Origin of the sequence: Gardnerella sp. KA01000, assembly GCF_049244035.1 — a bacterium.
GTDB lineage: Bacteria > Actinomycetota > Actinomycetes > Actinomycetales > Bifidobacteriaceae > Bifidobacterium > Bifidobacterium leopoldii.
Genome location: NZ_CP058367.1, coordinates 864,405 through 885,527, shown reverse-complemented (window position 1 = coordinate 885,527; position 21,123 = coordinate 864,405). Strand labels below are relative to the sequence as shown.

The window sequence follows — 21,123 nt, the reverse complement described above, 5'->3', positions numbered from 1 at the left end:
TCTAGTTTAGCGTTAAGTTCCTACAAACTTAAAGATATTGAGTGCAATGCAATACCTCAAGGTTACGTACGCACTGTGATGCTGTTTTAGGAGCTTTATTATGTTTATTCTGATTGTGCTTCTAACGCGGTTAAAGCAACGGTATTAATAATATCTTGTACTAAAGCTCCTCTAGACAAATCATTTACAGGCTTATTTAATCCTTGCAAAATTGGACCAACAGCCAGTGCTCCGCTAGAGCGTTGCACGGCTTTATAAGCGATATTTCCTGCGCATAAATCAGGGAATACAAATACATTCACATGACCAGCAATACTATTATTTTTTGCTTTTGCTGCAGCAACTGTAGGAGACCATGCTGCATCAAACTGTATAGATCCAACAATTGCTAAATCAGGTGCTTTTTCTTTCGCAATGCGTGTTGCTTCCTCTACAGTATCAACATCTGGCCCTTTTCCTGAACCAAGCGTTGAATAGGATAGCATTCCAACTTTAGGGTTGAGTCCGAAAGTCTCAGCAGTGTGTGCAGACTGAATAGCAATATCAGCAAGCTGTTCTGCACTAGGATTTGGGTTGATTGCACAATCTGCAAATACAGATACGTGATCTTTGAAGCACATAAGGAATGCTCCAGAAACCAGCTTAGAACCAGGCTTAGTTTTGATAACTTGAAGAGCAGGACGTACAGTGTTAGCGGTTGAATTAACTGAACCAGAAACAAGACCGTCTGCTTGACCTAGTACTACTAGCATGGTGCCGAAGTAGCTTGCATCTGTTAATTGTTCACGCGCTTGCTTTTCTGTCATTCCTTTCTTTGCTCTTAATTCGCAAAGTTTTGTAATCATATGGCTTAGCATTGCTTCATCGTGCATAGATTGGAAACTAGCTTTGCAAAGAGAATTGAGATTTAGTTCTTCTGCTCGAGCAAGAATAGATTCGCGTTCTCCAATGATAATTAGATTTACAATATCACGTTCTAGCAAATAGTTTGCTGCTTTAAGAATACGATCTTCTTCTCCTTCCGGAAGAACTATAGTTTTCTTATTTTCTTTTGCTTTCCCTAATAAACTGTATTGGAAAGCATAAGGTGTAGTTGGAACTTTAAATGGTTGGTGGAGAGCATTAAGAACATCATTTTCTCGAACGCAATTTACGAATGTTTCTAATGAAGAATTTTTAGTTTCTTCATCTATTGGTGGCAAAACCCATAATGGAGTTTGGCTTACTCGGGATGCTTCGTCGTTTGAGTTTGCATAATTCCTAGAGCTATAGTCACGCATTAACTCAGCTCCAAGTTCTGGATCGCAGTTTGTAACAAATACTCCTAAAACTTGTGTGCATGATTTAAGAACGCAAGCATTTGCAGAATCTATAGTTTGTAAAATTTGTTGTGAGTTTCTGCCTTGAGCTGAAACTGTGAGAAAAACAGGTGATGCCAAGTCAGCTGCAACAGTTGCGTCGAAAGAAAACAGTTCTGGATCATATGCTGGGTTTGCGTCACTAGAAACAATAATAGAAGCTTGAGCAGAGGTGGATTGCAACAATCCGTTATAGCGCGCAACGATATCTCCTCGCACTGTGTCTTTATTTGTTCTAACTATTTCTGGAGTTGTTGCAATAACTTGCTCTAATTTCGCTGAAGTATTTGTGATACCCAAAAGTTGTTTAGTAAAAGTGTCATTTGGTTGAGCGCATGGACGAAAAACAGTAGTGCTGTAGTTATTAGACAGAATATGTGTTATTCCGAATGCAACAGCATTTCTGCCGTACATATCTTCGTTGCCGATAATTGTTACATTAATATGCGACACGATGCGTTCTCCTTTGATACTTCGTGTTACTGCTAGGTTTATATTGTTAATGTAAGTTTTGCATTTTGCAATATAAACAAACTTTTTCTATTGTACGGCTTATCTATGTTGTACACGCACAAAATAGTAATTATAAATGTAATTTATTTTGCATATAACTAGTTTTATTGCATTGTTTGTTTTAATACACAAAACGGGAGCCAATCTTTCGATTGACTCCCGAAATGTTTTAGCTAACCAATTTTAGCTTTATCAGCTTAAAACTACTCGTTATCGCCTGCGGTTGCAGCGGTAGCGGTGACAGCGCCTGGCTTATCGGTCTTAACGCCTGGCCATACCCAATCGGTGTAGTCTGGGTGATCAAGACCCTTGTCGACTGCATACTGGAAGGCTTCGAGGCGGAAGTCCTCGAGCTTCTTGATTTCGTCGGCATACTTAGCGGCGTCAACCATGCGCAATGCTTCAGCGGTAAGCTCGTAACGATCCATGTCGTTCACACGAACCATATCGTATGGCGTTGTGGTGGAGCCCTGCTCCTTGTAGCCATGAACGTTGAAGTTATCGTGGTTTGGACGATCATAAATCAAGCCGCGAACGTCATGTGCGTAGGAGTGGTAAGCGAAGAGGACTGGCTTGTCAGCAGTGAAGAGTTCAGTGAACTCTTCGTCAGTCAAAGCTTCGTTATTTTCCTTAGCGGACTGCAACTTGAGCAAGTCAACAACGTTAACAACCTTGAACTTAACGCCAAGCTTGTTCAACTTGTCGGCAGCTGCCATCAATTCCTGCTGTGGAACATCGCCAACACCAGCGAGAACAACCTGAACTTCGTCATTGTTCTTAGCGTTGGAAGCCCACTTCCACTCAGCAGCACCCTTCTCGAGCTCTTCGCGAGCTTCGTCGAGAGTCAACCAAGTAGCAGCTGGCTGCTTACCAGCGAAGATAGCGTTAATCATGTTGGTGGACTTGTAAGCCTTTTCAGCAACAGCAAGCAACATGTTGGAATCTACTGGGAAGTAAATGCCGATTACGTGATCGTTGTTGAAGGTCTTGTTCAAGAGCACGGAGGTTACGCCTGGATCCTGGTGCGAGAAGCCGTTGTGATCCTGACGCCATACGTGAGAGGACACCAACAAGTTCACAGAGGAGATTGGCTTACGCCATGGGATCTCACGAACGGTAGCCTCAAGCCACTTTGCGTGCTGGTTCAACATGGAGTCGATAACGTGTACGAAGGACTCGTAGGAGCTCCAGATGCCGTGACGACCGGTGAGCAAGTAACCTTCGAGGAAGCCTTCCATCTGATGCTCGGAAAGCTGCTCGGTGACCTGACCGGTAACAGCCATGTGCTCATCGACTAAGCCGGAGAGATAGCCAGCATCCCACTGCTTGTTGGTTACTTCGTAAGCAGCCTGCAAACGGTTGGAAGCAGTCTCATCTGGTCCGAAGATACGGAAGGAATCTGGGTTGTTCTTGATGATGTCACGAGTGTAAACACCAAGACGACGGGTAGCTTCGAGCTGGCCCCAGCCGTGACCGAATTCCTTAACTTCCTTGACTTCGTAATCTTCAAGCTTTGGAAGCTTCAAGTCTTCACGAATGCGACCACCGTTGGCGTTTGGATTTTCACCAATGCGGAGTTCGCCCTTTGGCATGAAGGAAAGAACGTCTTCCTTCACAGCGCCCTTTTCATCGAAGAGCTCTTCAGGCTTGTAGGACTTCATCCAGTTCTTCAAAACCTCGAAGTGAGCTTCGGTATCGCGAGCAGATGCCAGTGGCACCTGGTGTGCACGCCAAGAACCTTCGGTCTTCTTGCCATCGATGAACTTCGGGCAGGTCCAACCCTTTGGAGTGCGGAAGATAATCATTGGGTAGTAAGGACGAGTTACATCGTTAGTCTGAGCCTCAGCCTTAATATCGCAAATTTCATCGAAGATAGTTTCGAACATGTCAGCAAAGCGACGGTGGATGGACATATGATCCTCATCGTCGAAGCCAGCAACGAACTCGTATGGTTCATAACCCATGCCGTGGAAGAACTCATGAAGCTCCTCATCGGAAATACGGGAAAGAATTGTTGGGTTAGCAATCTTATAGCCGTTCAAGTGCAAGATTGGAAGCACGATACCATCGGTACGTGGGTTCACAAGCTTGTTGGACTGCCAACCGGTAGCCAAAGGACCGGTCTCAGCTTCACCATCGCCAACGATTGCTGGAACGAACAAGCTTGGGTTGTTCATAACAGCGCCGTAAGCGTGAGAAAGTGCGTAACCAAGCTCGCCACCTTCGTGGATGGAACCTGGGGTTTCAGGAGCGAAGTGAGAAGGAATACCGCCTGGGTAAGAGAACTGACGGAAGAACTTCTGCAAACCAGCTTCGTCCTTAGTAATCTTTGGATAGTACTCAGTGTAAGTACCGTCGAGGTAAGACTGAGCAGTACCAGCTGGGCCGCCGTGGCCTGGACCCATGATAATCACGGTGTTCTGCTGGTGATCAGCGATAAAACGATTAATGTGGCCGATAAGGAAGTTAAGACCTGGAGTGGTGCCCCAGTGGCCCACCAGACGATGCTTAACGTCTTCGCGAGTGAACGGCTCCTTCATTAGAGGGTTGCTGCGAAGATAAATTTGGCCGATTGCAAGATAGTTGGCAACGCGCCAGTACTTGTCTACGCCTTCGATAGCTGCCTCGGAAACTGGAGCGTTTAGCTTCTTCCAAGGTGTGCCAATAACAGGACTCGTCATGTGTACTCCTGTACTCAAGCACTTTTCAGTGCAATTTGATCATTACCATTTGGTTATAGAGACTGGAAAACAAATGTATTACAGCTCTTTTTCCATCCGTTTCAGTATAGTGCCAGCGTCTGACTTTTGTTCGTTTGGTTACTTCTTCGTGCATTTGTGTTGAAAAAATGTGTGATTATGTGCGTAAAAAATGAGCCATTTGTATAGATTATGTTATATTTAATGTTCATTTTATACTTTATAGTTAAGCGTTTCGCACAAAAATCTACCAACGTTATTTGCAGTGTTAGACTGTACGTGTAACTTTTGTGTTTAATTTTCGGCGTTTTGTAATTACGTAACGTCGCAAAGTTTCACTATTATAAGTTGAATCGTGTTAGAACTTATATATAAGGAGAATCATGGCAAAAGGACCAGTGCTTGTCGTTGATTTTGGCGCTCAATATGCTCAGCTTATTGCTCGTCGAGTGCGCGAAGCAAATGTGTATTCAGAACTTGTTCCTCACTCTATGCCAGTTGACGAAATGCTTGCTAAGGATCCTCAAGCTATTATTCTTTCAGGCGGTCCTGCTTCTGTTTATGAACCAGGTGCTCCTGACATTGATCCAAAGATTTTTGAAGCAGGTGTACCGGTTTTTGGTATTTGCTATGGCTTCCAGGTAATGGCTCATGAGCTTGGTGGCGATGTCGATAAAGCTGCACTTGGTGAGTATGGCAAGACTGCTGCAACTATTGATGATTCTGAAGGTTTACTTTCCGGATCCCCATCTGCGCAGAATACTTGGATGAGTCACGGTGTTGCTGTTAAGCGTGCTCCAGAAGGTTTTACGGTTTTGGCTCACACAGAAGGTGCTCCAGTTGCAGCAATGCAAGACGAAAGTCGCAAACTCTACGGTGTGCAATGGCATCCAGAAGTTAAACACACTCCATTGGGTCAGGAACTTATATCTACATTCTTACATAAGTGTGCAGGACTAGATAATAATTGGAATCCTTCTAATATTATTGAGGATCAAGTTGCTAAGATTCGTGAAGAAGTTGGCGACGCGCAAGTTATTTGTGGTCTTTCTGGCGGCGTAGATTCTGCTGTTGCTGCAGCATTGGTACATAAAGCAATTGGCAATCAGCTTACTTGCGTTTTTGTTGACCACGGTTTGCTTCGTAAAGGCGAAGTTGAGCAGGTTAAGCATGATTTTGTTGAAGCAACAGGCATTAAACTTATTGCAGTTGATGCAGAAGATGACTTTTTGAACGCACTTAAAGGCGTGAGTGAGCCGGAGCGCAAGCGCAAGATTATTGGCGAAAAGTTTATACGCACTTTTGAAAAAGCTCAGCGTCAAGTTATCGAAGAAGCTGGAAAATCTGGAGCAGAAGTTAAGTTCCTTGTGCAAGGCACGCTTTACCCGGATGTAGTTGAATCCGGTGGCGGTGATGGTGCTGCAAACATCAAATCTCATCACAATGTTGGAGGTTTGCCAAAAGATTTGAAGTTTAAGCTTATTGAACCGTTGCGTACTTTGTTTAAGGATGAAGTTCGTGCTATTGGAACTGAGCTTGGACTTCCAGATGAAATTGTTTGGCGTCAGCCATTCCCAGGACCTGGTTTAGGTATTCGTATCGTGGGCGAGATTACACGCGAACGCTTAGCTGTTCTTCGTGAAGCAGATGCTATTGCGCGCGAAGAGCTTTCTAAAGCTGGATTGGATCGCGACATTTGGCAATGCCCAGTCGTTTTGCTTGCTGATGTTCATTCTGTTGGTGTTCAAGGTGATGAGCGTACATATGGTTCTCCAATTGTTTTGCGTCCTGTGAGCTCTGAAGATGCTATGACAGCTGATTGGTCTCGTGTGCCTTACGATGTGTTGGCAAATATTTCTACTCGAATCACGAATGAATGCCGTCAAATTAATCGTGTAGTGCTTGATGTAACGTCTAAGCCGCCTGCCACGATTGAGTGGGAGTGACAGTTTTTGATGAGAATTATTGACTGAAATATAAACATATGTTTATACAGTAAAACATATGTTTATTTTCATTAAAAACTGTAATAATTACTGATTTTTATAAAGCACTTCGTGAAAATGGAGTGCTTTTTTCTGTATATTGGTGTGTCGAATTTTCTAAAAACAGGTAAATTTTCGAATTTTATCGATATTTAATGAATATTTTAGTAGTAAATACTGTTGTTTTTAATTGTTTATAATGTTTAAACGATATAATGAATTTTACATGAAACAACAGTATGAGCTGTAACAGTAGTTGTTGGCTGGGTGTAAAAACTGCTGCTCGTAGTAGCTCTTACTACTTTGCTTCATTGCGGAACCGTGAATTTTGTATGTGTAGTTTTACTGTGCTACGAAACTAATCGTGTATTTCGAATAGTTTCGCCTACGGTATCGTTTGCGAAGTTTGTAAGATATTTTTTTGCCGCCAATAATTGCGTAAGCCGCTCAAACTATATCGATTAATATGGTAAGGAGAGTTACGTGGACGGCATTTTGTCAGTACTGCTCGATATTTTCAGACAGCCATCTGTTATAGTTGCGCTTATTTCTTTTATTGGGCTTGCAGTGCAAAGAAAGAAATTCTCGGATATTTTGCAAGGATCAATCCGTACTCTTGTTGGTTTTCTTGTTTTAGCAGCTGGTTCTGGAGTTATTACTGAAGCGTTGAATCCATTTGGCAAAATGTTTCAATACGCATTTCATGTGCAAGGCGTAGTGCCGAATAATGAAGCAATTATTGGAACTGTTTTATTGAAGTATGGCTCTGAATCTGCGCTTATTTTCTTCTTTGGAATGATTGTTAATATTATTCTTTCTATTACTTCTCGTTTTAAATTTATCTATTTAACGGGTCACGTAGCTTTCTATATGGCAAGTATGCTTGCTGTTATATTTAATGTTGCTGGTTTTAGCATGTGGGAAGTCCTTTTATGGGGTTCAATTGCTCAAGGATTGTTTACGACAATTTCTCCTGCACTAGTGCAACCATTTATGAAAAAAGCTTCAGGCAAAGATGATGTTGCTTTAGGACATCCTGCTGGTACTGGTGTTGCTTTAGGTGCGTTAATTGCAAAAATTACTGCTTCAAAAAAGCGTCCTTCTAAGTCAACTGAGGATATTAAATTCCCAGCCGCATTGGGATTCTTGCGTGATACAACAGTTCTTATCACGCTTTCTATGGCTGTTATTTATATTGTAGTGGCACTTTTTGCTGGATCTTCGTATGTTGAAACACATTTATCTAATGGTCAAAACTCCATTGTTTTCGTTATGTTGAAGGCTGCAACTTTTGCTGCAGGTGTTTATATTATTCTTGCAGGCGTGCAGATTGTTCTTGACGAAATTGTTCCAGCTTTTAAGGGAATATCGGAAAAGCTTGTTAAAAATGCTCGTCCTGCTTTAGATGCACCAATGACTTTTGGCTTTGCTCCTAATGCTGTTCTTATTGGCTTCTTGGCTAGTTTCTTTGGCGGCTTGCTTGGAATGACGTTTATGGCGATTTTGGGAACGACAATTATTATTCCTGGAATTGTTGCGCATTTTATGGCTGGTGGTGCTGCAGGAGTATTTGGTAATGGTCAAGGTGGAATACGTGGTTGCTTGACTGCATCATTTATTAATGGCCTTTTCATTACTTTCCTTCCGTTGTTCCTTTTGCCAGTGCTTGGCAATTTAGGAAGTGCAAATTCTACATATTCTGATGCAGATTATGGCGTATTTGGTGTAATACTTGGTCACGTAAATATTGTCGGTGGTCGTACTGTTCTAATTTCTGTAATACTTATTGCACTAATATTGTTCTATTCTGTTTCGATATTGATGAATAAACGCGATTCTAATAATTTTGAAAAAGTTGAAGAAATAAAATAAGTAAAGAAAATAAAAATACAATTAAATAATTGTGTAGACATAGATTAAATTCTTTTTACTCATTTTCCTATTTGTTTGTACATTTTATGTTAGGGCTGATAGGATAACAGAGTTATTAGTTTTGCATGAGCCGTTGTTACTATGCTGTGTTTTACACAAACTAGTATCAGCGGCTTTTTCATGCTAGCGCTTAGTTAGGGGAGAGTGATAATGGTCGACGGTGTGCCTAAATATATTGCTGTGCGAGATAATCTACGCGCTCGTATTGATTCTATGGAAGCTAACGAACAATTACCTCCTGAAATTGAATTGTGCAAACAGTACAATGTGAGTCGTATCACTTTGAGGCATGCAGTTGATAATCTTATTACTGAAGGATTACTTGTTCGTGAGCAGGGTAGGGGAACATTTCGAGCTTCTTCAATTATTCATACTTATAATCAGGAAGTGATTTCTGATCGCGCGCAAGGATTTTATGAGCAGGCTTATTCTAATGATGCAAAAGTTAGAATAAAAGTTATTGAAAAAGATGTTATTCACGATGAAGATGCTGCTGCTCGTTTAGGTCTTGATCCAGAAGATGAGTTGATATGTTTGAAACGCTTGCGCTATGTTGACGATGTTTTATCGCGTTATAGTGTGATTTATTTGTCTGCTTCGCGTTTTCCTAAAATTTTGACGCATGATTTTTCAGATGATTCGTTAGCTGATTTTTTGTTCAAAGCGTACGCTGTTCAGCTTGTAGAAAATGAGGTGTCTGTGCATGTAGAAGAGCTGTGTGACCGGCTTGCGGCAGTACTGAATGTTGAAGTTGGAACTTCTGTAATTGCAGCTTATTCTACTGTAAAAGATAAGTTTGGCACGATTATTGCTTTTGGTGCAGCTGTTTATACGCCAAATTCTGGCGAGATTCGTTTCCATTTGCACTCAAATGCTGCTTAATTAAATTTTTTAGGGCTAGCTAAGATGATCTTCTTAGCTAACACCTTTTTTGCGTTAGAAAACAATAAAACCTTGCTGGCTTTCCAGCAAGGTTTTTTCGTGTCCGGAGCGGGAGTTGAACCCGCACGCCTGTAACAAATAGGCACTAGCACCTCAAGCTAGCGCGTCTACCATTCCGCCACCCGGACAGGTGTTTTAGACAACAGATAAGACTATAACATCTTTTTTTCTTCTTCGCTTCGGCGTGTTGAAAAAATTACGAATTTTCAAAATATTTATATATGAAAATAGTAATAATAGTTTTAAATTATGCTATTTTCAGTATAAAAATCTCCTTTACTATCTTGTTTAAAATCAATAACATTCACTGGCTTTTTTGCCAAGTTTCCATCAAAGTCAATGAACGAGTGTTGTGGTAATGAAGAAATATCATGTTTTGGATAGTCTCTTCTAAAGAAAGCACCTCTAGATTCATGTCTAGCAAGTGAAGATTGTAATACTGCTTTTGCAAGTAGTGACATGTTCTTTATTTCCCATATTGCAGTAATTTCTTGGTTAAAAACTAAATTATCGCTATGAATGTGTAATGACTGAATTTTAGGATCTATAAATTCTTGTATGTCATTGAGTGCTTTCTTAATTGATTGTTCGTCGCATGATATTGCAACAGCGTTTTCCATGATTTTTCCTAAATCTGCAAATAATTTATAAGGATTATCTTCTTCTATTTGTGAAGATTCGTCGTTATAACTGTTGTCTGTAAAATCTGTAACTTGCTTCGCACTCGTTTCCATAAGCTGATTAAGTTCATTATTTCTTTGTTTATATAAGACTTGTAGTGCAACATTACTTGAGATAGTTTTATTGGTTTCGTTCGTTTCGTTCGTTTCATTGATTTCGTTACTGTTAGTTTCATCATCCTTGTTTAAGTTTTTCAATTCTTTTGCTATTGTTGCTCCTGCGCGATTTCCAAAAAGGCATGCGTCAAGCAAGGAGTTTCCTCCTAATCGATTAGCTCCGTGCACTCCTACACATGAGCATTCTCCGGCAGCGTATAAACCATAAACAATATTTTGGTTGTTATTTTGCCATCTATATACTTTTCCATTCAAAGTTATCGGTATTCCGCCCATTGTGTAGTGAGCTGTAGGGCGAATTGGGACTAAATCGCAAGTTGGGTCAAGATGAGCATATTTTTCAATAGTTTCTGTAACTTGTGGCAAGTATTCTAACATATTTTCTCGGCTGATATGTGTCATATCTAGCCAAACACAATCGTTATGCGAATTGCTTTGTTGCGTAGTTGTTGAATCGTTTACACCTCTTCCTTCGCGAATTTCTTTGGCAATTGCACGAGAAACAACATCTCTTGGAGCTAAATCTGCATGTACTTCATCGTATTTTTTCATAAAAGCTTCGCCATTTGAGTTCCTAAGCACGCCGCCTTCAGCTCTTGCTGCTTCTGAAAGCAGAATGCCAGTATGAGCTAGTCCAGTAGGGTGGAATTGAATGAACTCGCAGTCTTCAAGTTGTAATCCTGCTTTTAGAGCTAAAGCCATGCCATCGCCTGTTAAATCCCACGAATTAGATGTTGTTGCAAATAATCTTCCCGATCCGCCTGTAGCTAAAAGTAAGAATCTAGACCTTATTGCTCGCAAGTTTCCTGCAGATAAATCAAATGCAACAATTCCTTCAACGCTCATAGTTTGATCGTTTATAGCAACATCTGTTACGTAACAATCTTCAGCAAATACAATATTCTCGGAAACACATTGTTGCCATAAGCTATGCAAAATTTGGTGACCAATACGATCTGCAGCAAAAGCCGCACGTTCAATTGGATTCTTTCCAAAATTAGCAGTATGCCCACCAAAACGGCGTTGATTAATATACCCATTTTGCGTTCGAGAAAATGCTACGCCATCATGTTCAAGCTGAATAACTGTTTTCGGCGCTTCTTTTGCAAGTAGCTTTGCTGCATCTTGATCGCTTAGCCAATCTCCGCCATGAACTGTGTCATAATAATGCCATTGCCATTTGTCTTGTTCAACATTTCCAAGGCTTGCTGCTATACCTCCTTCAGCAGAACCCGTGTGTGAACGCAATGCTGGCACTTTAGAAATCACTAAAATTGATGGTGTTTTTCCTCCTTTTCTCATACATGCGTATTCTTCGGATTTAATTAATCCTAGTGCTGCAGATAATCCTGCAGCTCCAGTGCCAACAATAATAACATCGTAGTATTCGCTTGATTGCATACTTTTATTTTCTCACATATCTTGTATTGGGCGCGTTATTTTACGCTACTTTTTGCTGTGATAATGTTAAATTTTCTTTATTTTGTACAATAATTCCTTCCAATTCTAGCAATGCAATTTTCCCAGAAATTTCAGCAATAGATGGTATGTAATCTAATTGTTTTTCTTTGTAAGAAGCTTTTATTATTTCGTATATTCTGTCAACATTTGCAAGTTCACGTTTGCGTTTGCATGTTGTAATTGCGTCGATAATTAGTTTTTGCGTATTGTCATAATTTTTATAGTCTATACTTAATTTTTCTGGTTTAGGTTGAGAATAAGCAAAGTAATGATGAGATTGAGGAAACAGAATATCTATATCTTGAGTTGAACACAATATTATAGCTTGTGAATCGTGTATTAGCTTGTTGCATCCTGCGTTATTAGGCTGATTGATATCTCCTGGTATAGCGTATAGTTCGCGATTTAAATCAGTTGCCCATGTTGCAGTATTTAGCGCTCCGGATTGTAATCTTGCTTGAGCAACTATAATTTTTGATGCTAGAGCTGCAATAATTCTATTTCGTAATAAAAATCTGTGGCCTACAGGTGTTGTATCTGGGCATAGTTCGCTAATACACGCTCCGCCTTTTGCAATAATTTGTTCAAAAAGCTGATAATTGCATCTGGGTCCCATATGATTTAATCCTCCAGCAAATACAGCAATGGTTTTTCCTGTAGGCTTATTTTCATCTACATCTTGTGCATCTAATGCGCCCCAATGTGCTGCTGCATCAATTCCGTACGCTCCACCAGAAATAACAGTATGGCCTTTCGAAGCGCAATCATAAGCAAATTGATATGCAAGTTCTCTTCCGTAGTCTGTGCAAGAGCGTGAGCCAACAATAGCAAGTGGATTATGACATTGTGTTAATGCTTGTGGATTCCCTACACCCCACAAGCATAAAGGTGGTGAGAAATGACTCTGAAAAGCCAAATCTTGTAATTGTTTCGGCCAATATTTGCTGTGTGGTGCAATAATCCATTGCTTTCCGCCAGAAGTGAACCATTGACATAGTGATTCATTATTCCATGTTGGTAAATGCAATAATCGAACGCACCATTTTGAAATAGAATTGTGTAACACTTCTAAAGACTTAGGCGCATTATTGTTGTGATAACCCCACGCTGTTAAGCCCTTCTTGAAATAATTTTCTAAGAGTGTAAGTTCTTTATGGTTTTTTATGAAACTTAACATTGTAGATACTAATTCTTGATTTTTGTTACGTTTTCTTGAACTAAAAGTTTTAGAATTGGCATCGTTTTCTTGATCTGCTACTTCACTAATAATTGGAAGTTGCATTTGTTGAGCTGAGCCTGTTGATTGTTGTTTCGTATAATTTTTCACAATTGTTTTTAATATTGAAACAATTTCTTTAGCGCTTTTAGATCCCAATAGTAGCGTGTACATAATTGCATCCGCTCCTTCAAGGCAGAATGTAAGTATTGCACGAGATATTGTTTCTTCGTCTGGTGAAGAAAAATCGCTAGGTACACTAATGGTTTCTTCAGTGTTATCCGTGTTGTTTATGTTCTTAGTATTCATATTCGTGTCCTTAAACTGATAGCTTGTGCAATGTCTGTCATGTCTGGTGAAGTGTGTCCAGAAAGATCAGCAAGCGTCCACGCGAGTCGCAATGCTCTATCTGCTCCGCGCAAACTCAGTTGATGCTTTTCTAATGCACGGTTGATAAGTCCTACAGCTTGCTGTGAAGTGTATTTTCTAAGCCACGTTCCAGATGCTTGTGCGTTGCAATCCCAACCTTGTTTTATAAAACGGTCTCGAGCAATTTTACGAGCTTCTATTACGTTATCTCGCATTGTTTTGCTATTTAGATACGTGTTTTTAACTGTGTTTTGTACATTGTTTTGATGATGGTTTGAAATAATAATTCGTTCTACCGGAGGCACATCCATTTGAATATCAATACGGTCAAGAATTGGACCTGAAAGGCGTGAAAAATATCGTGCTCTTTCGCGCTCTTTGCAAGTACATCGTTCTCCATTTCCGTATGCGTATCCGCAAGGACAAGGATTTGCAGCAATAACAAGCTGGAATTTAGCTGGATAAAGAGTTGTCCCTTTTGAACGAGAAATAGCAATATGCCCTGATTCCAATGGTTCTCTTAGGGTTTGCAATACTCTAGGAGAAAACTCTGGAGCTTCATCCATAAACAGCACTCCGCAATGTGCTCTAGTAATAATCCCAGGTTTTGCAACTCCTGTTCCTCCTCCGATAAGAGAAGCTGCTGAAGCAGTATGGTGAGGTGCTTCAAATGGTGGAATATTGCTGATTCCGTAATAGGGTAGTGTTCCACAAAGTGAACGAATTGAAGCAACCTCAAGCTGTTCTTGTTCGTTAAGTGGACACATAATGCTTGGTATTCGTGAAGCTAGCATGGTTTTCCCAGATCCTGGAGGCCCAATCATCATTACGTGATGCCCTCCAGCTGCAGCAACTTGTAGAGCCCATTTTGTATGTTCTTGCCCTATTACTTCAGACATATCTCCAATTTCATATTTTGGTTCAATTTGTAGTGGAGAAGTGCTTTCTTCGTGAATTGACGAATTATAATCTTCTTCTCCATTGTTATAATTTCCATTTCGTTCAAGGACTTGCATATGTTTATACGCAGGGTCTTCTTCAATAAGCTTGAGTGATTCTTCGCTCAAACTGCCATGCAATTGCGTCACTAAATCTAAAATATGGTGTATTCCAATAGATTCAATTCCATCTACAAGTTGCGCTTCGGCAAGATTTTCTTGCGGAATAAGCATTCGTTTAAAATGCATCTTTTTTGCGTAAAGTGCAATAGGAAGAATGCCTTGAATAGGTAATACTGTCCCGTCAAGATTTAGTTCTCCTAAAATAACTGTATTTTCTAATTCTGTAAGTGGAATATACTTTTCTGCGCTTAGTATGCTTGCCGCGATAGCTAAATCGTATGATGCTCCGCTTTTTGGCATTGAAGCAGGTGATAAGTTTACTGTTACCCTTCCTTCAGGCCATTTACAATGCAACGCAAAATGAGCTGATTTAACGCGCTCTCTTGCTTCGCTTAATGAAGTGTCAGGTAAGCCGATAATAGAAAAGTTTGGCATATTTCCAGATATAAAAGCTTGCAGATGAATAGTAAAAGCTTTAAGACCAATAAGTCCTATTGATGTTGCGTTTCCAATATGCATTAGAATGCTCCTTGAACATGCTTGAATTGGATTGATGAATTATCTTCAATTTCTTCCAAAGATTGCAATTCATATGCAGAATCTGGATAAGTGTATTTGTTAATAATAAGAATTGATACAGCGTCAAATTGAATACGGTAATGAGGTATGTCGCTTCCGAATTCTTCCAGCCATTTCATACCAGTTGTACGTAATTTGCTACATTTTTCTTGAGTAATTGCTTCAAGTGGAGTGCCACAACGTACGCTTCTTCGAGTTTTTACTTCAACGAATACCAATTTTTGTTCTGGAGTAATCATCACCAAATCTAGCTCTCCATTACGGCAATGCCAGTTTCGGTCAATAATGTGCCACCCTTTTTGTATGAGTCGCAAAGCTGCGTATGTTTCTCCCAGTTTTCCCAACTCTTTACTTTCAAGAGAATCATCTTGAAGCTCGTTGGACACTTGTTCAAGTTTTTCTTGCAAAAATACTTGAGCAGTCTCAGCGTCGTCAATCTCGTCAAGCGAGATAATTTCATCGTCAATAATGTGTTTTTGTGTAATCATGCTGCTATTTTCTGTGCTTATTGAGCAGTAATCCAGATTTTTTAAGCATTGTGGATAAAAGCTGCATACGGCGTGTTGTATTAGAAATTCAGTATATTTTCTGTATTTTTCTAAAACAGATTTCGCTATTTTTTGCAAACTGTTAATTCGTTATAGCTAATTTTGATAACCGCAGGTATGTACGAATGAACCATAGTGGCATATTGTCGTTATCACTTAAATAAATATGTAAACAGAAAACGGAAAAGTAAGTGGATGCGCAAAGTGAGCTGAAGCAAACTAATCTACTGTTTGAAAAGTCGCAAAACTGGAGGGGTATTATGAGCGATATTGAAGAAACGCAAGGAAAGTATCATTTTGAAACCTTGCAGTTGCATGTTGGTCAAGAGCAGGCGGATCCGGCAACTGATTCTCGTGCAGTTCCTATTTATCAAACGACGAGCTACGTGTTCCACGATTTTGATCATGCCGCTGCTCGTTTTGATTTGCGTGACGCTGGAAATATTTATGGCCGTTTGACGAATTCTACTCAAGATGTTTTTGAGCGTAGAATTGCAGCTCTTGAAGGTGGAACTGCAGCTTTGGCTGTTGCTTCTGGTGCGGCAGCTGTAGACTATGCTATTCGTAACATCACTCAGCAGGGCGATCACATTGTGTCTTCAAAGAATGTGTATGGTGGAACTTATAACCTTCTTCGTCATACTCTTCCTCGAGATGGTGTAACAACTACTTTTGTGGATCCTAAGAATCCTCAGAACTTCGAGGATGCAATTCAGCCGAATACGAAGCTCGTGTACTTTGAAACTTTTGGTAATCCTAATGCTGATTTGCCTGATTTTGAGGCTATTTCCGAGATTGCGCATCGCCACAATCTTCCTGTTTTTGTTGACAACACTTTTGCAACTGCGTACCTGTTCCGCCCTCTTGAGCATGGTGCAGATATTGTAGTTGAGTCTGCTACGAAGTTTATTGGCGGCCATGGCACAACTCTTGGTGGCATTATTGTTGAAGGCGGCAATTTTGATTGGGCTAAAGTCCCTGGAAAATTCCCAACTCTTACTGAAGCTGACCCTAGCTATCATGGTTTGAACTTCTATGATGCTTTAGGATCTGTGGCTTTTGTGACTCGTATTCGTGCGATTATTTTGCGCGATACTGGCGCTTGCATTAGCCCGTTTGCTGCATTCTTGCTTTTGCAAGGCACGGAAACTTTGAGTTTGCGTGTTGAGCGTCACGTTGAGAATGCGTTGAAAGTTGTGAAATATTTGCAAACTGTGCCAGAAGTTGAATCTGTAAGTCATCCTTCTATTGAAGGTCGTTCTGATCACGAGCTTTATAAGCGCTACTTCCCGAATGGTGGAGGCTCTATTTTCACGTTTGATATTAAAGGTGGAAGGGATGCAGCTCGCGTATTTATTGACAATTTACAGCTTTTCTCATTGCTTGCAAATGTTGCTGACGTAAAGTCATTGGTTATCCATCCTGCATCTACTACGCACTCTCAGGAAACTTCTGAAGAGTTGGAAGATCAGGGCATTCGTGAAGGTACTATTCGTTTGTCTATTGGAACTGAACATATTGACGATATTCTTGCCGATTTGCAGCGCGGATTTGACGCTGTTCGTAAAGCAGGACTTGCTTAAATAGAAAAGAGAAAGCAAAGTAAAAAATTATTAATTAAAAATATTCCTGAAGATCCATTACCATTTTATTCGGAGCGCATTCGTATTTGTATGTGCTCCGATTTTTTATACATTATGTAAATTTACGCATCATACTTTAGGATGAGATGCTAATTTTTTCTCAATAATTTCCGCCTTACGCACGATAGTAACCAGCAGTCTTTTCACGTAAATTTAAGTATTAGCAGTAGATAACTATGCGATTACTACTTTTTAAGAAAAGGAGCAGTTATGAACAGTCCGTACGAAACAAGCTCATACGAGCAAGAAAATGCTTTAGATTTTAGAGCAGATTTTAACCAAAACTTGATTGGTGAGACGGCAGTTGCAGCTTTGCATGTTGTTAAAGATTTTGGCAAGGGTGCAGGCATTGTTCACGCTTTGCGAGACGTTAGTGTTAGCTTTGAGCGCGGCAAGTTCACTGCGATTATGGGCCCGTCTGGCTCTGGAAAGTCAACTTTAATGCATTCTTTGGCTGGTCTTGACAGCGTTAATTCTGGAAAAGTTTTGGTAGATGGCCTAGATATTACAGGAATGAGCGATAAACAGCTTACGCTTATGCGACGCGAAATGGTTGGGTTCATTTTCCAAAGTTTTAATCTTCTTCCAATGTTTAGTGCTGAGCAAAATATTCTTATGCCTCTTACTTTGGCAGGCAAAAAGCCAGATAAGCAATGGTTTAATACTTTGGTTTTAACTCTTGGCTTGCAAGATCGCTTAAAGCATAGGCCTGCTGAGCTTTCTGGCGGTCAGCGACAACGCGTTGCAATTGCTCGAGCTTTAATCTCTAAGCCTTCCGTAGTTTTTGCGGATGAGCCTACCGGTAATCTTGACTCTGCTTCCAGCTCAGAAGTTTTGCATTTTTTGAAGAAGTCTGTAACGGAACTTGGTCAAACTGTGATTATGGTTACTCACGACGCTGTTGCAGCGTCTTATGCGGATCGAGCAATCGTGTTTGCAGATGGTCAAATCGTTGAAGACGTGCAAAATCCTACTGCAGAAGGAATGAGCAAGATGCTTATGGAACGCAGCGAGGCTGGCGTTAATAATCAGCCTGCTCAATTGCAATAAAAGGTGGTGAAGTTAGAATGTGGAAAATCGCACTAAAACTTATGCGTAAAAGCGTGCGCATGCTAATCGCCTCTGGAATTGCAATTCTTATAGGCAGCATGTTTATGAGCGCTACTTTGCTTTTTGCAAACAGCGTTGATAACTTGATGGTTCGTAACGCAACAAATGAATTCGGTAGCGCAAATTATGCAATCTCATTTAAAAATCCTAACAGCTCTCCGAGTAGTGAAATTCATTACAAAGACCTTCATTTAGACAAAATATCGAAGATGCCTGGTATCAACGGTATTCGTAGTGACGATGCGACTGCGCTTGTAAGAGTGGAAAAAGGTGATAAATCAGTTACAAGTATTGCTTGGTCTAGTGGTTTGTATGGAAATCTTCCTGTTTATAAATCAACAGAAGGTAGAGATCCGCAAAAAATAGGCGAAATTACGCTTATTAAAAGTATTGCAAAATCAATACATGCAAACATTGGCGATACTATAACTTTGGTTAAAGTAGATGACACTGGCGGAGATAAAGAAAAATCGTACGATGTTCGTGTGGTTGGTCTTGTAGACGATGGAGAACATTCTCAAATACCAGTTTCAAATCGCGGCACGTACCTTGGTGGAGTAACGAATGATTTTTGTGCAAAACTCAACAATCTTAAGAATTTTGACAATGAAGTTGTGCAAAGCAAAGTGTACATGAGTATTGATGAATCTAAAATAAACGATTTATCTCCTAAGATTAACTCTTTGCTTCCTTCGAGATTCTCTCTTATGTCTAGGCATGAAGTTGGCGTAAGAGCTGTTCGAAATGTGTCTAACGGCACTAATTTTGTAACCATGTTCTTGCTATCTTTTGGTATCCTAGCGTTGCTTATTTCTTCGCTTGTTATAGCAAACACATTTCAAGTTTTGGTTGCTCAACGCAGACGCACTCTTGCACTTTTGCGCGTAATCGGCGCACAGTCACACCAGCTTTATGCGGCAGTTTTGCTTGAAGCTGCAGTACTTGGAGTTATTTCTGCAGGTGTTGGTGTGCTTTGCGCAATCGGATTTATGGGCGCAATTAGTAATGTGAATATTAATTCTGGACCGTTATCTAAGATTCCTTTGATTGTTTCACTTCCGGCAATTGTGTGGCCAATAGCAATTGGCACGATTGTAACAGTTCTTGCATCTATGAGTGCTGCTCGATCTGCTACAAAAGTAACGCCTATGGAAGCGCTGCGACCAATGGATTTGATTAAAGATAAGCGTGCAAGCATTATTCGCGCTGTTTTTGGCGTTCTGTTTATTGTTGTAGGTATTTTAGCTACGGCTTTAAGTGCTACTTCTTTGGCAAGCATGATTGCGGGTAAGTCGCCTACTGCTGGTTCTGACTCTTGGATGACTTTGCTTGGAGCAATGTTTGGTTGTGCGCTTGTTTTTATTGGCATTATTATTACAGCAACATTCTGGATGCCGTTTGCTATGAAGGCAACTGGAGCAATTATGGCGCTTTGTGGGCCAGCGTCTAAAGTTGCTAATGCAAACGTGCAAAGAAATCCTAGAAGAGTTGCAGCAACTGGAACAGCTTTGCTTATTGGAGTAACGCTTGTTTCTACAGTAGTAACGGGCGCAATTTGTGGTAAAGCAACTCTTAAAGGTGTTGTTGATGACCATTACAGTGTTGACATTATTATTCAAGGCAAGAATGTTGATGAATCTTTAGCTGCCGACATTTTAAAGATTAGTGGAATAAAGCATACTGAGTTGCTTCCTGCAGTTCCTATGACTTTTAAGAACGCTAAGGGCAAAACTGAGTATGCTATGGCAGCTGGAGTTGATAATGTAAATCAACTTAAAAATGTAATGCACACTGATCTTGATGGCGTTAATATAAACAAAGATTCTGTGCTTTTGCCTAAGTTTAACGAAGAAGGGGGAGAACCCTTTGAACTTAAAAAAGGAAACCTTAATCTACAAGCTTATGTAGAAAAGTACAGTTCTGGTGAAACAGACAGTGATGATATTACGCCATTTACCGGAATGAATACAGACCCGAGTAATAACGATAAGAGCATTACTGTAAAGCAAGTTCAGTTTAAGAAGTATAGGAATGTCAATATATATTCAAGGAATACTGCTTTTGTGAGCAAATCTTACTTCAATAACTACCTTAAGCCTACAACGCATATTCTGCTTATTTCGGTAGACTCTAGCAAAGCTAATCTTGTAGATATTGTTAAGAATATTAGAAATATTACATCTAGCTATGCGGAGGTTATGGCTGGTGGAAGCGTGTTCCAGCGAGCGCAGTGGGAAAGTGCTATCGACGTAATGATGATGTTGCTTGTTGGCTTAATAGCAGTAGCTGTTGTGATTGCTTTAATAGGTGTTGCAAACACATTAAGCTTGTCTGTTATTGAGCGAACCAAAGAATCTGCAACTTTGCGAGCAATCGGCATGACAAGAGGACAGGTTAGAAGATCTCTTGCGTTGGAAGCAACGTTGATTTCCTTAACAAGCACCGTTTCTGGCTTGATTGTTGGAACAGCGTTTGGGTGGATTGGATCCTACATGGTGTTTAGCGCAATTGGCAAAGTTCCGTTTGTAATTGATTGGACTATTTACGCGGTTCTTGCTCTAATCGCTTTGCTTGCAGCGCTTCTTTCCAGCGTTCTTCCAGCTCGTAGAGCAGTAAAGTCTTCGCCAGTAGTTGCGCTCGCGGAGGACTAAATTTCGTAAGAACATATGTGAAAAGATAGTCTGTAGAAGTTAAGTTGCAGAAAAAATAGAGATAATGCCGGTATGTAAATTTTACTTATCGGCATTATCTTTTTCTTAGGCTTTTTCGACACTCTGAAAAAATTTGTAATATTGTTATTATTTTTTAAAAATTATTGTGTATAACTATTCGAATTTTATAATATTATGTGTATAATTGGCATTTTTTATTAATGGTCTTCAAAAATAATATGATTATTATTCATTATGA

At 40.2% G+C, this 21,123-nt stretch carries 12 protein-coding genes and 1 tRNA gene; 6 read left to right on the top strand and 7 right to left on the bottom strand.

Annotation, left to right across the window (positions count from 1 at the left end; translation table 11 throughout):
* Positions 1–104: 104 nt before the first annotated feature.
* Positions 105–1,811, bottom strand: a complete 1,707-nt coding sequence (gene pta / locus HXT58_RS03280) for a phosphate acetyltransferase (protein WP_415705906.1) — start codon at positions 1,809–1,811, stop codon at positions 105–107.
* Positions 1,812–2,074: 263 nt separating this feature from the next.
* Complete coding sequence (locus tag HXT58_RS03275; RefSeq protein WP_004111342.1) at positions 2,075–4,552, bottom strand: phosphoketolase; 2,478 nt, start codon at positions 4,550–4,552, stop codon at positions 2,075–2,077.
* 401 nt (positions 4,553–4,953) lie between these two features.
* Here HXT58_RS03275 and guaA point away from each other — a divergent pair, with 401 nt between their 5' ends.
* The 3 genes from guaA to HXT58_RS03260 all read left to right on the top strand — a co-directional run bounded on the left by guaA (position 4,954) and on the right by HXT58_RS03260 (position 9,369).
* The gene (gene guaA / locus HXT58_RS03270; protein WP_421775604.1) at positions 4,954–6,516 is read left to right on the top strand and encodes a glutamine-hydrolyzing GMP synthase; all 1,563 of its coding nucleotides are present in this window, start codon (positions 4,954–4,956) and stop codon (positions 6,514–6,516) included.
* Between the two features lie 522 nt (positions 6,517–7,038).
* Complete coding sequence (locus HXT58_RS03265; RefSeq protein WP_004106942.1) at positions 7,039–8,427, top strand: PTS ascorbate transporter subunit IIC; 1,389 nt, start codon at positions 7,039–7,041, stop codon at positions 8,425–8,427.
* 210 nt (positions 8,428–8,637) lie between these two features.
* Positions 8,638–9,369, top strand: a complete 732-nt coding sequence (locus HXT58_RS03260) for a GntR family transcriptional regulator (protein WP_004106937.1) — start codon at positions 8,638–8,640, stop codon at positions 9,367–9,369.
* 100 nt (positions 9,370–9,469) lie between these two features.
* On the opposite strand, the gene HXT58_RS03255 is transcribed toward HXT58_RS03260, so the two are convergent.
* From HXT58_RS03255 to HXT58_RS03235, 5 genes are all read right to left on the bottom strand, one after another.
* Positions 9,470–9,557 (bottom strand) — tRNA-Leu (locus HXT58_RS03255).
* A gap of 114 nt (positions 9,558–9,671) precedes the next feature.
* Positions 9,672–11,627 (bottom strand): FAD-binding protein, encoded by a 1,956-nt coding sequence (locus tag HXT58_RS03250; RefSeq protein WP_116442684.1) that lies wholly within the window; start codon positions 11,625–11,627, stop codon positions 9,672–9,674.
* 40 nt (positions 11,628–11,667) lie between these two features.
* Complete coding sequence (dprA, locus tag HXT58_RS03245) at positions 11,668–13,212, bottom strand: DNA-processing protein DprA (RefSeq protein WP_004119336.1); 1,545 nt, start codon at positions 13,210–13,212, stop codon at positions 11,668–11,670.
* A complete protein-coding gene (locus tag HXT58_RS03240) occupies positions 13,209–14,852 on the bottom strand; it encodes a YifB family Mg chelatase-like AAA ATPase (RefSeq protein ID WP_410297100.1) in 1,644 nt (547 codons plus the stop codon). Before HXT58_RS03240 ends, dprA begins: the two co-directional genes overlap by 4 nt.
* Positions 14,852–15,400 (bottom strand): YraN family protein, encoded by a 549-nt coding sequence (locus HXT58_RS03235; RefSeq protein ID WP_101886002.1) that lies wholly within the window; start codon positions 15,398–15,400, stop codon positions 14,852–14,854. Before HXT58_RS03235 ends, HXT58_RS03240 begins: the two co-directional genes overlap by 1 nt.
* Before the next feature lie 320 nt (positions 15,401–15,720).
* On the opposite strand from HXT58_RS03235, the gene HXT58_RS03230 reads away from it, so the two are divergent.
* The 3 genes from HXT58_RS03230 to HXT58_RS03220 all read left to right on the top strand — a co-directional run bounded on the left by HXT58_RS03230 (position 15,721) and on the right by HXT58_RS03220 (position 20,864).
* Positions 15,721–17,043 (top strand): O-acetylhomoserine aminocarboxypropyltransferase/cysteine synthase family protein, encoded by a 1,323-nt coding sequence (locus tag HXT58_RS03230; protein WP_415705911.1) that lies wholly within the window; start codon positions 15,721–15,723, stop codon positions 17,041–17,043.
* A 270-nt stretch (positions 17,044–17,313) separates the two neighbouring features.
* Complete coding sequence (locus HXT58_RS03225; RefSeq protein WP_004106907.1) at positions 17,314–18,153, top strand: ABC transporter ATP-binding protein; 840 nt, start codon at positions 17,314–17,316, stop codon at positions 18,151–18,153.
* 17 nt (positions 18,154–18,170) lie between these two features.
* Positions 18,171–20,864 carry an ABC transporter permease gene (locus HXT58_RS03220; RefSeq protein WP_415705913.1) on the top strand — a complete coding sequence of 898 codons (2,694 nt, stop codon included), beginning with the start codon at positions 18,171–18,173 and terminating at the stop codon, positions 20,862–20,864.
* Positions 20,865–21,123 lie beyond the last annotated feature (259 nt).

Coding starts and splice junctions, on each gene's coding strand:
- dprA (WP_004119336.1), bottom strand. CDS start 13,212: ATGAATACTAAGAACATAAACAACACGGATAACACTGAAGAAACCATT.
- HXT58_RS03225 (WP_004106907.1), top strand. CDS start 17,314: ATGAACAGTCCGTACGAAACAAGCTCATACGAGCAAGAAAATGCTTTA.
- HXT58_RS03235 (WP_101886002.1), bottom strand. CDS start 15,400: ATGATTACACAAAAACACATTATTGACGATGAAATTATCTCGCTTGAC.
- HXT58_RS03220 (WP_415705913.1), top strand. CDS start 18,171: ATGTGGAAAATCGCACTAAAACTTATGCGTAAAAGCGTGCGCATGCTA.
- HXT58_RS03250 (WP_116442684.1), bottom strand. CDS start 11,627: ATGCAATCAAGCGAATACTACGATGTTATTATTGTTGGCACTGGAGCT.
- HXT58_RS03230 (WP_415705911.1), top strand. CDS start 15,721: ATGAGCGATATTGAAGAAACGCAAGGAAAGTATCATTTTGAAACCTTG.
- guaA (WP_421775604.1), top strand. CDS start 4,954: ATGGCAAAAGGACCAGTGCTTGTCGTTGATTTTGGCGCTCAATATGCT.
- HXT58_RS03260 (WP_004106937.1), top strand. CDS start 8,638: ATGGTCGACGGTGTGCCTAAATATATTGCTGTGCGAGATAATCTACGC.
- HXT58_RS03275 (WP_004111342.1), bottom strand. CDS start 4,552: ATGACGAGTCCTGTTATTGGCACACCTTGGAAGAAGCTAAACGCTCCA.
- HXT58_RS03240 (WP_410297100.1), bottom strand. CDS start 14,852: ATGCATATTGGAAACGCAACATCAATAGGACTTATTGGTCTTAAAGCT.